Below are 13,283 nucleotides of genomic sequence, written 5' to 3'. Positions count from 1 at the left end.
TTGAATAAAGGAACGAATTGCCAGATATTCAAGTTTGTCAAAAATGAAGAACAGAATATTCATTCCTATTTTTACAATTCTTTTTGTGATTTGTACTGCCGGCTCAGGAAAGGTCACCAATACTGGAAATGATTTTACTATAAGAAAATCAATAAAATCTAATGTCTTAGGTTCATTTGATAATTTTGTAGACCAATTATTTAAGGCTAGCCAACTGGAGCATTCAGGTATGAAGAAATCCATTTTTAGAAAAGCTCTTGTGGGGTATCTTAATATTAAGAACAAGCAACTTCTTGAGGACAATTCGATACTTTCAGTTATAGACTATTCCAAAGCCTCAACAGAGAAAAGACTTTGGATTTTAGATTTGAAAGAAAAAAAGGTATTGTTTCATTCTCTTGTAGCACATGGAAGAAAAAGCGGAGATAATCTTGCTATCAATTTTTCAAATAAACTCAACTCAAATATGAGCTCTTTGGGTTTTTATAAAACTGGTAAGATTTATTTTGGTAAACATGGGAAGTCACTTGTGCTGCATGGTCTGGATAAAAACTATAATTCCAATGCAGAAGGTAGATCGGTAGTTATTCATGCGGCTGATTATGTATGTGAGGATTTTATTAAAACCAATGGTCGTCTGGGAAGGAGCCATGGGTGTCCTGCTGTATCTCCTGAAGAAAGTGAGAAGATCATCCAGCTACTGGAGGGTGGTTCATGTTTGTTTATTTACCACCCAGATTTAAAAACTGCCCGCTCTGAATATTTAAATGAAGCTGCTGCTGTCAAGTATTATTCAAAGCAGGGCAATATGCTTTAGGTAATTATTAATAATAAGTGATCTGACAGCCCGGATGATTTTTCTTAAAACGCTGTACTTCGTTTTTATCAATTTTGGTATAAAAGCATTTCAATACTCTTATATACTCCAATTTATGAATGGGGCCAAGATCGGTTAATTCAGTATTGGAGATATCCAGCTCGCGTATTGCATAAAAGTTATTGATTGCAGATAGATCCTTAACACTGCTCGATGCTAAATAAAGATTCGCAATGAATTTAAAGTGTTTAATAGGATCCAGACTGGAAACCATTGTGTGGTCTATGTTTAGGTGAAACAACTTTACCAGATTTCGGATAGGTTCCAATGTTGTGATATCAGTATTAAAACAATCCAATAAAACAAGATTTACAAGACCACTCAGTGGAGCAAGTGATTTAATGTCAATTTTTTGTATGCTTAGTTTCTCCAGAAGTACTAAGTTTTTCATCATTGAAATGTCTTTTACTTTAATATTTAAGCCGACATTCAACTCTTTAAGGTTTACAAGATTAGTAAGAGGAGTTAGGTCCTCAATTTCATTGTTAGAACAGTCCAGCTCAACCATCTGAACCAAATTCTTCAATGGTTCTATACTTTTAAGCTTTAAACTTGAAACTTTTAACACTTGAAGATTCTTTAGATTTTCAATTCCGTCTAAGCTGGTGATTTGAGTTCTTGTCAAGTCTAGCTCCAGAAGAGAACTTACAGCAAATATTGCAGAAGCATCAGTAATCGGATTACCTGAAACATTTAACTTTTCTAGGGAAGTAAATTTCTTTAATGGTTCAAGATTTTTAAGATTGGAATTTGAGCAGTCAAATTCAAATATTCCTGTCGCTTTTTCAAGATCAAACTCTCGTGGGTACTCTTCCAGGTTTCTCTTTTTTCTCAGCATTGCTTTCCAGTCAGGTTCAAGCGTAAGCCACCATGAAATAAGTGGAGGAAGAGGTTCCAGCTTTGGTGCAACCCCTGTTTTACTAATAGCAAAAATTTTAAAATTTTTAGAGACATTATTTTCTCTGTCAAATTTTATGAAAACTGATATGCCTTTTTTTATTGAGTGAACGATGGTGTCGCTTACTGCAATTGAATCAACAGATGTAGAGACAGAATCTGAAGCTGCTTTTTGAACAACCTCTTTCCATGTAAAATCTTTATCTCCTTTTATCTCAACAAAATAGTATCTTCTGATTTTGTCATACTTCACTTTTTCTACTATTAGATTTTTAGGAGTAGTTTTTATTTTGACTGTTGCAGGAAACGTCTTTGGAACCCGCTGACAGTATTTGAATACATTTTCATAGTCATCATTTTTAGCTGCAGAATCAAGGTCATTATAAACCGAAATATTTGCATTGCTGACAGTTGTTTTTAAAAATGTGACAGACTCCTTTTTTTGATCAGCTTCTGAAGGTTTCTGAGCTACAAAATTCAGAAAGCCGTCATATGAGGTGAGAAGTCGAATAACCTCCTTCTTTTCAATATCATTCATTGGAAGCAGAATGTCAGTTTGTGCATTCATTTTCAATGAGATAGTTGTCAGAAGTAAGGCAAAAAGGATTTTTTTCATAATTGTCACAAGGTTTGGCCTGGTAATTTAACCAAAAAAAGTTCCGTTTAGTACGTTTAAATTATTTTTTGTAATTTTTCTAATGCGGTTTAGCATTCAAATTGATTTCAAAAATTAGGTACCATTTTAAAATCCCTCAAAAGTACTTACTTAAGTTTTAATTTTCCACATATTACGATTATCAATCATTTCCTTATTCAAAAAATAAGTAAAATTTGAACTATTAAAGTAATTTCGCAGTAAGAATGGACGGGATTTAGGATTTGATTTCCTAAAAATGAATACATCTTATATCTTATAAAATTGTAAATCAGGTCAATAACAAAATTATGGCAAAAACCAAAACTGAATATACCGAAGATAGCATTAGATCGCTGGACTGGAGAGAGCATATCAGACTTCGTCCCGGTATGTATATCGGAAAACTTGGAGACGGATCAGGGCAGGATGATGGTATTTATGTTTTGGTCAAAGAGATTATAGATAACTCCATTGATGAGCATATGATGGGAAATGGAAATGTTATAGATATAACTATTTCCGATAATAGGGTGGAGGTCAGAGATTATGGGCGTGGAATTCCACTTGGAAAAGTAATTGATTGCGTATCTAAAATCAATACAGGAGGAAAATACGATTCCGGTGCTTTTCAAAAGTCAGTGGGATTGAACGGGGTCGGAACAAAGGCGGTTAACGCACTTTCCAGCTATTTTAGAGTACAATCTATTCGTGAAGGAAGGACAAAAGTTGCTGAATTTGAAAAGGGAGTTTTGGTAAATGATCATAAAGAAACAAAATGTGACCAGAAGAATGGTACACTTATGTCATTTATACCAGATGATACTATTTTCAAGCATTTCAGATTTATTCCTGAATATCTGGAAGATCAGCTTTGGAACTATGCGTTTCTTAATGCCGGTCTGTCTATTAACTATAATGGGAAAAAATATTATTCTCAGAATGGTTTACTGGACCTTTTGAAGAGAAAAACAGATGAAGAAAGCTTAAGATATCCTATTATACATCTTAAAGGTCACGATATCGAACTTGCTCTCACCCATGCTAATCAATATGGAGAAGAGTATTATTCATTTGTAAACGGTCAGTATACAACTCAGGGAGGAACTCACCTTGCTGCATTAAAAGAAGCAGTTGTAAAAACAGTCAGAGAATTTTTTAAAAAAGATTTTGATGCTTCTGATATCCGTGCCTCTATTGTAGGGGCAATTGCAGTGAGAGTTCAAGAGCCTGTATTTGAATCTCAGACCAAAACTAAGTTAGGATCTATTAATGCAGGTCCGGATGGTCCGGCAATCAGAACCTGGGTGAATGAGTTCGTTAAAAAAGAGCTTGATAATTACCTTCATAAAAATTCAGCAGTTGCAGACGCTTTATTAAAAAGAATCTTACAGTCGGAAAGAGAAAGAAAAGACATTGCAGGTATTAAAAAACTAGCCAATGAGCGTGCGAAAAAAGCAAATCTTCACAATAAAAAACTAAGAGACTGCCGCTTCCATTTTGACGACCTGAACAACGAAAAGAGACATGATTCTACCTTGTTTATTACTGAGGGGGACTCTGCGAGTGGCTCGATTACTAAATCCAGAAGCGTGGAGTTGCAGGCTGTCTTCAGTCTTAGAGGTAAACCATTGAATTGTTTTGGACTTACAAAGAAGATTGTTTATGAAAATGAAGAGTTCAATTTATTGCAACATGCTCTGAATATTGAAGATGGACTTGAAAATCTTAGATATAATAGAATAGTTATTGCAACAGATGCCGATGTGGACGGTATGCACATCCGTTTGCTTATGTTGACATTCTTTTTACAATTCTTTCCTGATTTGGTGAGAAATGGTCACCTGTTTATTTTGGAGACACCATTATTCCGAGTAAGAAACAAAAAAGAAACAATTTATTGCTACAGTGAGGAAGAGAAAAGAGCTGCGATAAAGAAATTAGGCGGCAAACCAGAGATAACCCGATTTAAAGGATTGGGTGAAATTTCTCCGGATGAGTTTGGAGGATTTATTGGAGAGGATATCAGGCTTGAACCAATCTTATTACAAAAGGAAACTTCCATACAAAAACTACTTAATTACTACATGGGGAAAAATACCCCTGAAAGACAGCAGTTTATAATTGAAAACCTTAAAGTTGAAAAGGATTTGGTAGAAAGCGATGAAAAAGATGCATTAAGGAAAGAAGCAAATGTTATGGAAATTTAAAATCTGACTAAAATCAGGGACTCTATTACATTAATTTCGTCTATCGTAGTTTGGTGATTAACTAAGAAAGCTTGAGTTTTATCATATTGTAGGGTATATTCGTATACAATTAAACTTTAGCCGCTATGCTAGACCACTATGTTTTGATGAGAGAAATCTTTCAACCTGAATTACCCAAGAATTCAAAAAAAGATTCGAAATCAGGTAAAGAAGGAAAATCCGGTAACAACAAAAAGAAGCTTAAGAAGAAGGGGAGAAGCTTTATTAAAATAGCACGAAGATTATTAATACTTCTATAAAATTGTATATTTGGATTTGTTAATTGGGTATTGGTAAGAGGGATTTGGTGTACCAAGTTTTAATATTTTCCTGGAAGCCTGTTTTTAATATAAAAACAGGCTTTCTTTGTTTAGAAGTTAGTTGCTTGTTTTTTAATTTTGAATTGTAATCAAAGCTATAAGTCCAAGAGCATTCATTTCAAATACAATTCTTTTACCTTCTTCAGGATATTGTAAGGAGCATTGTTTGCCTGGAGTTATATAGTAAGAATAAATTTTTCTCCCTCTTTTCTGATAATCATGCTTATCTGGTCTTCCTAGCTTTTCTAAGAGTATCTCTTCCTTAAGCCCCAGGATTAGTTCTTTGTTGTTTATCAGTGTTGTTGCCATTTCTTCTCTTTTGTTTTGGCAAGCTTTTTTATCCTGTAGCCACACATTTTTATCAATTTCCGGAAATTTATCTTTTGATCCACAAGAGTAAAAACCAACACAAAGGCACAGGAAAAATAATTTTATTTTGTTCATAATAAGGCAAAGTTAATAATTAGGCAGGAATGTGTAAATTTTCCTTTTCGGGAAAAAAGAATTTTATAATATATTTGAAGGATCCGGAATTCTACCGGTTAAACCTTTTGTTTGAATCAGGAACTTTAAAAATTGAATGGCTGACGATAGAGATAATAATGCAAATAATATACAGGACCAGGGATCTGGTAATGGGGGTGATATCATTCATGATGTACTGCCTGTTTCCGGTATGTATGAAAACTGGTTTCTGGAATATGCTTCTTATGTAATTCTGGAACGTGCGGTTCCTGCTATTGAAGATGGATTAAAGCCTGTTCAGAGAAGAATCCTTCACTCTATGAAGGAAATGGACGACGGTCGATTTAATAAGGTAGCAAATGTCATTGGGCAAACTATGCAGTATCACCCTCATGGGGACGCATCCATTGGTGAAGCCATAGTTAATATAGGTCAGAAAGATCTTCTACTTGAAACTCAGGGGAACTGGGGAGATGTCAGAACAGGTGATTCTGCCGCTGCTCCAAGATATATTGAAGCGCGTCTTTCAAAACTTGCCCTTGAAATTGTTTTTAATCCTGAAACTACGGAGTGGCAGATTTCATATGATGGAAGAAAAAATGAGCCTGTAACACTTCCTGTAAAGTTCCCATTATTATTAGCACATGGTGTCGAAGGTATTGCTGTGGGACTTTCTACCAAAATCCTTCCTCACAATTTTTGTGAATTGATTGAAGCTTCAATTCTTCATTTGAAGAATAAGAAATTTACTCTTTATCCTGATTTTGCTACAGGAGGCTCAATTGATGTAGCTAATTACAATGAAGGTCTAAGAGGCGGAAAAGTAAGAGTTAGAGCAAAAATTGAAGATCTTGACAAGAAGACATTAGTAATCAGGGATATACCATTTGGTACTACAACAACTTCTTTAATAGAAAGCATTATCAAAGCCAATGATAATGGAAAGATCAAGATCAAAAAGGTAATTGATAACACTGCCAAGGATGTTGAAATACTAATCCAGCTAGTTCCTGGAGTTTCTTCGGATATCACTATTGATGCTTTATATGCTTTCACAGAGTGCGAAATCAGTATCTCTCCGAATGCTTGTGTAATTATAGATGAAAAGCCTCATTTCATAAGTATAAATGAAATTCTGAGAATATCTACAGACAAAACTGTAGAGCTGCTTAGACAGGAGCTGGAGATCAAAAAGAATCATCTTCAGGAAAAACTATTGTTTTCTTCTCTTGAGAAAATATTCATAGAAAAGAGGATCTATAGAAATATTGAAGAGTGCGAAACCTGGGAAGCTGTATTGGAGACAATAGACAAAGGCTTGAAGCCTTATAAGAAGCAGTTTTACAGAGAAATTACTCAAGATGATCTGGTAAGGCTTACAGAAATCAAGATCAAGAGAATCTCAAAATTTGACGCATTTAAAGCGGATGAATTGATGAGAAATCTTGGAGAAGAACTGAAAGAGGTTGAGCATAATCTGGCACATCTGATAGAATATGCTATCGCTTATTTCCAAAACCTTCTTAAAAAATATGGTCATGGAAGAGAGCGTAAAACTCAGATCAAAACTTTTGAAACTATTTCAGCAACTGTTGTAGCCGCAATAAACGCAAAGCTATATGTCAATAAGGCCGAAGGTTTTATCGGTTATGGATTAAAGAAAGACGAATATATCTGTGACTGTTCTGATATAGATGATGTCATAGTTTTCAGGAAAGACGGAGTTTGTGTAATTAAAAAGATCGGTGAGAAGGTCTTTGTTGGGAAAGATATTCTTTATGCAGGTATTTTCAGAAAAGGTGACGACCGCATGGTTTACAATATGGCCTATCTGGATGCTGCTTCCGGAACTGTATTCGTTAAAAGATTCCAGGTGTTAGGGGTAACCAGAGATAAAGAATATGATTTAACTAAAGGAAGTAAAGGATCTAAGATTCTTTATTTTAGCGCAAATCCGAATGGAGAAGCAGAGACTGTTAGTATTACTCTTGCTCCGACTGCCAAAGCAAAAATCAAAGACTTTGAGTTTGATTTTTCTGAACTTGAAATAAAAGCGAGAAATGTCTTAGGTAATATCTTGACCAAATATCCTGTTAAGAAAATTCAGTTTAAAGCTGCAGGAAAATCAACTCTTGGCGGTAAAGAGGTATACTTTGATGAAACTGTAGGGCGTCTGAACAACGATAAGAAAGGAAAATACATTGGGAATTTTGAAGGAGAAGATAAGATCCTTGTTTTCTATAAAGAAGGCACTTATGAACTGACAACCTATGAATTGACCAATAGATACAATACAGAAGAATTATTGCACATGGAGAAATTTGATCCTGAAAGACTCATTTCTGCAGTTTATTATGACGGATCATCAAAGAACTATTTTGCAAAAAGATTCAAGATGGAGACAAATACTGCTGCAAAGAAGTTTGGATTTATCTCTGAAAATGCGGATTCAAAACTAGTAGTTATAAGCACAGAAAAGAATCCTATAATCCAGGTGGATTATGCCAAAGGTAAATTTGTTTCTGTTCCGTCTGAAAAAATTAGTCTTAATGATTTTGTTGAAGTGAAAGGCTGGAAAGCTGTTGGGAATAAGATTAGTACTAATAAAATAAATAAAATATTATTACTTGAAGCTTCGGAAGAAGGTGATATTCCCTCAAAGAAAAAGCCTAAAGATGATCAGTTAGGCTTATTCTAATATAAAAAAAACGGCTGTTCAAAATGAACAGTCGTTTTTTTTATATTTAATGCATAACTAAGAATAATGAGCAATTACTTTTTCATAAGTCCGGAATGTATCAGAAAATGTTTCAGGAAGAGTATCAAAATCATTATTGCAAATATCTACTTCCACAGCGTTTTCAGTAAAGTATTTTAACATAATACCCAATTGCATTTCGAAAGGAAGTATTTCAAAGGAAATTCCGCTCAAAAAATGCAACTTATTGAAATTTTGGGAGTAAAACCCTTCAAAATCTTTCCAGGCAGTTGGAGCCTCATTTTTTATAAGATCAAAATTTATAATAGCATTCATATCGGTACTTTTGGTAAAATTAATCGAAAAAGAAGTTTCGGACCAGACAAATTAAAACGAATTGAATTAGCTTAAATTATTGATATTTAAAGAAAGTCTTTTTATAGCTAGAAGAAATTTGTCCACATTGGCCGAAATGGCAAAACTCAGGGAATGTGGTCATCGTATTTTTACGTGTAACTCATAACTTTTTTATGCAGACGATTGTCAATATCAATACCAGATTTTCAGAAATAGGCTATCAGCCCAATCTGGGAAAAATTGCATTTAATGACCTGGCTAAAAGCCTCCGGCCTGATGAGACCATTTTAAATGTTGTAGAAGGTGCAATATCTAACACTCTTGGGGTGGCAATTGCCACAGATACCAGAGTTTTTTATGTTGGGGTAAATAAACATCATCAGCCAGTATTGGAGCAGCTTATTTATGACGATATCATAGGGATTGAAGTTACGAAAAGCATGTTTATTTCAGTTGAATTAATTGTTCATACAAAAAGTAAAAAAGAAATCAGGCTAAAAGGCTGTGACCCCGAAAGAGCAGCAGAAATGGTGGAGCTTATAAATTTGCTTATTCGTGAAAATTCCTGAAAAAAATTGTCCTGTTGAGAAAAAAGTATATAATTTGAAGCATGAAAAGCCTGCTTGAGTTAATTAAAAAATATAAAAAATACTATGTGGTAGATGCGATAATGTATTTATCTTTCATTATCACTTTTCTGCTTATGGTTTTGATCTTTGGTTAGTAAGTGCTAACTAGAAAGTAATTGTCCCAAAGGGCAAAAAAAAAGGGACGTTTTCAACGGCCCTTTTTCATTATTAAATCGGAATATTAACTTTTTACTCGTTCCATGTAGTCACCTGTACGGGTATCTACTTTAATTTTTTCACCTATCTCTATAAATAAAGGTACTCTGATTTCAGCACCAGTCTCAAGAGTCGCAGGTTTTAATGTTTTAGTTGCAGTATCGCCTCTTATACCTGGTTCGGTATAGGTAACTTCAAGCTCCACAGAAGTAGGAGGCTCTGCATAAATAGGAGTATCGCCATCAAAAGAAACTTTAATTACCATTCCTTCCTTAAGAAATTTAAGGCTGTCTCCAAAAAGTAGTTTGTCTACAGAGATTTGTTCATATGTTACACTGTCCATAAGAACCAGGCTAGGGCCCTCATCATACAGGTAGGAATAATCATTTACATCAACTCTTACAAGTTCAACATCTTCCCCGGCACGAAACCTGTGTTCTACAAGTTTACCAGTTTTAATGTTTCTCATTTTTACCTGATAAAATGCACGTAAGTTTCCAGGAGTACGGTGCTCGTATTCCAAAACCTGCACTAATTCATTGTTAAATCTTAAAAAACACCCTTTTGAAATGTCGGAAGTATTAGCCATAAATAGAAATTTGGCTCAAATTTAACGGAAGTATTACTTAAAAAACAAATAAAACTTTAAAGAATCCTTTTTTAATCATTGTCAGTCAAAATTGATACTGTCTATTGAAGCATAAATGAATGAGTATAAAAGAATCATTGAAGCAGTGGTAAAAACATATCCGATGGAAAAGGTTACTCCAAGGATAAAGCTTAATACCAGTAAATCCAGTAATTTCATATGTTTGAGACTATACGTTGAAGTTCTACAAACGTAATCTGGAGGAAAATCATTCCACCTTTTCCAGATTATTTATAAATGGCAAGAATAACCATGAAGATATTTACAAAGAAATAAGTAGTTAAAATGACCTTACCAGCTGTTTTATTAAAACTGCGGGCATTATTTCTTCTTCCTCTTCTGTCAAGAATTAAAGAATAGGCATTTGCAGCAATGATGAAAAGTATAAAAAGGAATGTTAGTGAATGGAGTGAATCTACAAGAGTGAAAGATGTAGTTTCGGGAAGTATTGAATCTATAATATATTTATTGCCGACTGACGCAAATAGTCCACCCACAGGAAGTCCGAACTTTGGATCTATATCTTCTGGATCTATTACAAAACTTATTGATGCAATGAAAAATGCTATGTACATTCCTAGAAATAACTTGAAAAACAAGCCCCATGCATTTCTTTCCAAATCTAGTGTTATAAAGAATGCTCCATATTCTGAGTGCTGTTTATCCAGGGTTATATCACCGAATGCCGTAGAATATTCATTTACACCTGAGCTAACTTTGAAATTGGATATGTTCCAGCCATCTATAGCAAAGTCCTTATCAAATTTACTTCCGAGTGTATCCGGCACAAACACAAGGTTGCTGGCATCAAACATGGTGTTTTCTATATGAACTTTAATGTGTTGCCTGTCAAATGGGTAGTCATGCACTTTCCAGTTTTGTTTCATAACACATTTCATTTTCATTAGTACCCATATTTTCCCATCAATAGTGTCAACCATTACATCCGGTTTTTCAATATTTTTAGCATTAGGTACCTCCACTTGAGTAGTGAAATCAAACTCTGGATTATTATACAGCATCCAGAGCCATAGTCGCATAGTATATTCTTTATCTTTAAAATTTATATCGTGAAGACTCAGCACGTAAGCACCTATATGAACGGTATCCGCAGCTCCTTCCTTCTTCAGTGAGATAGAATAAGCAGATTTAAATGAAAATGTAAAAAGGAATAATAAAACAAATAGAAGTCTTTGCATGAGCTTGTTATCTCATAGAAAATTAGTAAGAATTACTGAATGAAAAAATGAGTTACCTTATTATTTTAATTTTTTACTGAATCTATATATGTCCTCAGGTTTTCCCAATATATAAATTGTATCATATACATAAATTTGCTCATCCGGACCTATTGAAGTAATCAATTGAGTTTTTCTTTTGATCGCGATAATCGTTATTCCGAATTTTTTTCTTATTCCTGAATCTGCAATTTTTTTATTTACGATTTCGAATGTTTCATTCTGAACCGAAATAGCGGCTATTTCTATGTCTGGTATAGCTAGTGAAAAATTTTTTCTTGCTGTTGATCCTGGTAATAGTCTAAGCATTTCATAGTTGTCTTCTCTGATTTCCTGAATAAACTCTTCGATCTCCTGCCTAGGCACAAGGTAAGATGTTAATACTCTAGTAAATATTTCTATAGAGGTCTCAAACTCCTCTGGGATCACTTCATTGGCTCCAAGACTGAATAGAAGCTCTGTGTCCTGAATAAATCTGGTACGAACAATAAGGTGAATATTTTTGCTTGTGTTTCTGATATTAACTACAATCTGTTTTGTAGCTACAGGATCTGATACTGCAATGACTGCAACTCTGGCTTTATGAATATTCAAATGCTCCAGCACAGGAGCATGAACAGCATCTCCGAATAATATATGTTCACCCTTTTGCTTTTCTTTTTTTACGGTATCGGCATTAAGTTCAAGTATAACATATGGGATACTTGCTGCTTTAGCCGCTTTAGCAACGTTCTTCCCATTTAATCCATAGCCTATAATGATCAGATGATCTTCAAAATGGTCAATTTTTTTCTTTGATAGATAATCTTTCATTCCCGTGTACCGGTCTGAAATGTTGTTGGGTAGTAAGAATCTTTGTACCCAGAGGGATATTTCATTTCCTGACTTTATGATGAATGGAGAGATAGACATTGTAAGAATGGATATAGCCAGAAAATACTGATAATAATCAGTGCTTAACAATCCATTGGAAACACCTACATTAGATAGTATGAAAGCAAATTCTCCTACTTGTGCAAGTCCTAGTCCCACAAGGATAGAACTTCTTATAGGCATTTTTAACAATCGTCCTGAGAAGGCAGAGATAATGAATTTAAGCGCTATAACAATAAAAGTTAATGATAGGATGTAAAATATATGTTCTATCACAAACCTCACATCGAGAAGCATTCCGATAGATACAAAGAAAAAACTTGCGAAGATCTCTCTGAATGGTAGAATATTTCCCAATGCCTGATGACTGTATTCTGATTCTGAAATGATAAGTCCAGCCATAAATGCACCAAGCGCCAATGATAAGCCAATAGAAGATGTAAGCCAGGCGACCGAAAAGCAGATAACGACTATAGAGAGTATGAATAACTCTTTGTTTTTTGTTTTTGCTATTTGATATAACAGGTTGGGAACAATATATCTGGCAGCTACAAGAACGAATATTATGATGAGTACCACTTTTAAAGTAAGGAGTACAAAAGGAAGAAACGTAACTGGTTGCTTTCCCGATAGAAATGGCACTGATAACATCATCGGGACTACTATGATATCCTGAAAAATCAAAATTCCCAAAATGGTTTTTCCGTGAGGACTATTTACTTCTCCTTTTTCCTGAAGAAGTTTTAATACTATTGCAGTACTACTCAAAGCCAGCAGACATCCTGCAAAAATAGAATGACCTGTTTCCCAGTAACAAGAAGCAAGTATAGCAACCACTGCTGCTATAGTGAGAAAGACCTGAGAGGCGCCTCCGAGTAATACTGATTTTTTTATCTTGGCAAGATCTCCTAATGAAAATTCAATACCTATTATAAATAGCAGAAGAATTACACCGACTTCCGCTAACAACTCAACTTCATGTGAAGCGGTAATTAAACTTAACCCATGAGGACCCGCAATGGTACCTGTTAAAAGAAAACCAATAATTGTTGGAAATTTCAACTTCTCAAATAGAAGTGTAACTATTACTGCAATACCTAATATTACTACAATGTCCTGAAAAAGAGGGGTCATTACTCGTTATTTAACCTATTTTATTTGAAATGCGTATGAGCCTAAAGCTAAATAAGAAATATACTCTAGTGTTTTTCCTTATTGCTTTTCTCAAAAGCCAAGTAACA

Annotated in this window: 12 protein-coding genes; 5 read left to right on the top strand and 7 right to left on the bottom strand. The window is 34.4% G+C overall.

The features are described from left to right. The first annotated feature begins 43 nt into the window (after window positions 1-43). Complete coding sequence (locus K350_RS26985) at window positions 44-817, top strand: murein L,D-transpeptidase catalytic domain family protein (RefSeq protein ID WP_245598401.1); 774 nt, start codon at window positions 44-46, stop codon at window positions 815-817. Between the two features lie 7 nt (window positions 818-824). Here K350_RS26985 and K350_RS0101755 read toward each other — a convergent pair whose 3' ends face one another. Then, window positions 825-2,390 carry a leucine-rich repeat domain-containing protein gene (locus tag K350_RS0101755; protein ID WP_028978449.1) on the bottom strand — a complete coding sequence of 522 codons (1,566 nt, stop codon included), beginning with the start codon at window positions 2,388-2,390 and terminating at the stop codon, window positions 825-827. A gap of 329 nt (window positions 2,391-2,719) precedes the next feature. On the opposite strand from K350_RS0101755, the gene K350_RS0101750 reads away from it, so the two are divergent. Then, window positions 2,720-4,618, top strand: coding sequence for a DNA topoisomerase IV subunit B (locus K350_RS0101750; protein WP_028978448.1), 1,899 nt, complete (start codon window positions 2,720-2,722; stop codon window positions 4,616-4,618). Window positions 4,619-4,743: 125 nt separating this feature from the next. Beyond that, window positions 4,744-4,917, top strand: a complete 174-nt coding sequence (locus tag K350_RS32655; protein WP_156026827.1) for a hypothetical protein — start codon at window positions 4,744-4,746, stop codon at window positions 4,915-4,917. A gap of 132 nt (window positions 4,918-5,049) precedes the next feature. Here the strand turns inward: K350_RS32655 and K350_RS0101740 are convergent, their stop codons facing one another. Then, window positions 5,050-5,421, bottom strand: a complete 372-nt coding sequence (locus tag K350_RS0101740; RefSeq protein WP_028978447.1) for a hypothetical protein — start codon at window positions 5,419-5,421, stop codon at window positions 5,050-5,052. A 136-nt stretch (window positions 5,422-5,557) separates the two neighbouring features. On the opposite strand from K350_RS0101740, the gene K350_RS0101735 reads away from it, so the two are divergent. Further along, window positions 5,558-8,140: a DNA gyrase/topoisomerase IV subunit A gene (locus tag K350_RS0101735; RefSeq protein WP_028978446.1), complete on the top strand. Its 2,583-nt coding sequence runs from the start codon at window positions 5,558-5,560 to the stop codon at window positions 8,138-8,140. Window positions 8,141-8,197: 57 nt separating this feature from the next. On the opposite strand, the gene K350_RS0101730 is transcribed toward K350_RS0101735, so the two are convergent. Continuing rightward, window positions 8,198-8,476 (bottom strand): hypothetical protein, encoded by a 279-nt coding sequence (locus tag K350_RS0101730; protein ID WP_028978445.1) that lies wholly within the window; start codon window positions 8,474-8,476, stop codon window positions 8,198-8,200. A 194-nt stretch (window positions 8,477-8,670) separates the two neighbouring features. Here K350_RS0101730 and K350_RS0101725 point away from each other — a divergent pair, with 194 nt between their 5' ends. Continuing rightward, window positions 8,671-9,066 carry a PH domain-containing protein gene (locus K350_RS0101725; RefSeq protein WP_028978444.1) on the top strand — a complete coding sequence of 132 codons (396 nt, stop codon included), beginning with the start codon at window positions 8,671-8,673 and terminating at the stop codon, window positions 9,064-9,066. 241 nt (window positions 9,067-9,307) lie between these two features. Here the strand turns inward: K350_RS0101725 and efp are convergent, their stop codons facing one another. The 4 genes from efp to K350_RS0101705 form a co-directional block, all read right to left on the bottom strand. Continuing rightward, window positions 9,308-9,871: an elongation factor P gene (gene efp, locus K350_RS0101720; RefSeq protein ID WP_028978443.1), complete on the bottom strand. Its 564-nt coding sequence runs from the start codon at window positions 9,869-9,871 to the stop codon at window positions 9,308-9,310. 81 nt (window positions 9,872-9,952) lie between these two features. Continuing rightward, window positions 9,953-10,090, bottom strand: coding sequence for a hypothetical protein (locus tag K350_RS32200; RefSeq protein WP_156026825.1), 138 nt, complete (start codon window positions 10,088-10,090; stop codon window positions 9,953-9,955). Between the two features lie 68 nt (window positions 10,091-10,158). Continuing rightward, entirely contained in the window at window positions 10,159-11,130 is a 972-nt protein-coding gene (locus K350_RS0101710) for a ligand-gated ion channel (RefSeq protein ID WP_028978442.1), read from the bottom strand. Between the two features lie 60 nt (window positions 11,131-11,190). After that, window positions 11,191-13,176 carry a monovalent cation:proton antiporter family protein gene (locus K350_RS0101705; protein WP_028978441.1) on the bottom strand — a complete coding sequence of 662 codons (1,986 nt, stop codon included), beginning with the start codon at window positions 13,174-13,176 and terminating at the stop codon, window positions 11,191-11,193. Window positions 13,177-13,283: the final 107 nt, after the last annotated feature.

It is taken from the genome of Sporocytophaga myxococcoides DSM 11118 (assembly GCF_000426725.1).
In the GTDB taxonomy this organism is placed as follows: domain Bacteria; phylum Bacteroidota; class Bacteroidia; order Cytophagales; family Cytophagaceae; genus Sporocytophaga; species Sporocytophaga myxococcoides.
This window is presented reverse-complemented; position numbering and strand designations above follow the sequence as displayed.

Excerpts from the sequence above, each read along its gene's own strand:
- K350_RS26985 (WP_245598401.1), top strand. The coding sequence starts at position 44 with ATGAAGAACAGAATATTCATTCCTATTTTTACAATTCTTTTTGTGATT.
- K350_RS0101755 (WP_028978449.1), bottom strand. The coding sequence starts at position 2,390 with ATGAAAAAAATCCTTTTTGCCTTACTTCTGACAACTATCTCATTGAAA.
- K350_RS0101750 (WP_028978448.1), top strand. The coding sequence starts at position 2,720 with ATGGCAAAAACCAAAACTGAATATACCGAAGATAGCATTAGATCGCTG.
- K350_RS32655 (WP_156026827.1), top strand. The coding sequence starts at position 4,744 with ATGCTAGACCACTATGTTTTGATGAGAGAAATCTTTCAACCTGAATTA.
- K350_RS0101740 (WP_028978447.1), bottom strand. The coding sequence starts at position 5,421 with ATGAACAAAATAAAATTATTTTTCCTGTGCCTTTGTGTTGGTTTTTAC.
- K350_RS0101735 (WP_028978446.1), top strand. The coding sequence starts at position 5,558 with ATGGCTGACGATAGAGATAATAATGCAAATAATATACAGGACCAGGGA.
- K350_RS0101730 (WP_028978445.1), bottom strand. The coding sequence starts at position 8,476 with ATGAATGCTATTATAAATTTTGATCTTATAAAAAATGAGGCTCCAACT.
- K350_RS0101725 (WP_028978444.1), top strand. The coding sequence starts at position 8,671 with ATGCAGACGATTGTCAATATCAATACCAGATTTTCAGAAATAGGCTAT.
- efp (WP_028978443.1), bottom strand. The coding sequence starts at position 9,871 with ATGGCTAATACTTCCGACATTTCAAAAGGGTGTTTTTTAAGATTTAAC.
- K350_RS32200 (WP_156026825.1), bottom strand. The coding sequence starts at position 10,090 with ATGAAATTACTGGATTTACTGGTATTAAGCTTTATCCTTGGAGTAACC.
- K350_RS0101710 (WP_028978442.1), bottom strand. The coding sequence starts at position 11,130 with ATGCAAAGACTTCTATTTGTTTTATTATTCCTTTTTACATTTTCATTT.
- K350_RS0101705 (WP_028978441.1), bottom strand. The coding sequence starts at position 13,176 with ATGACCCCTCTTTTTCAGGACATTGTAGTAATATTAGGTATTGCAGTA.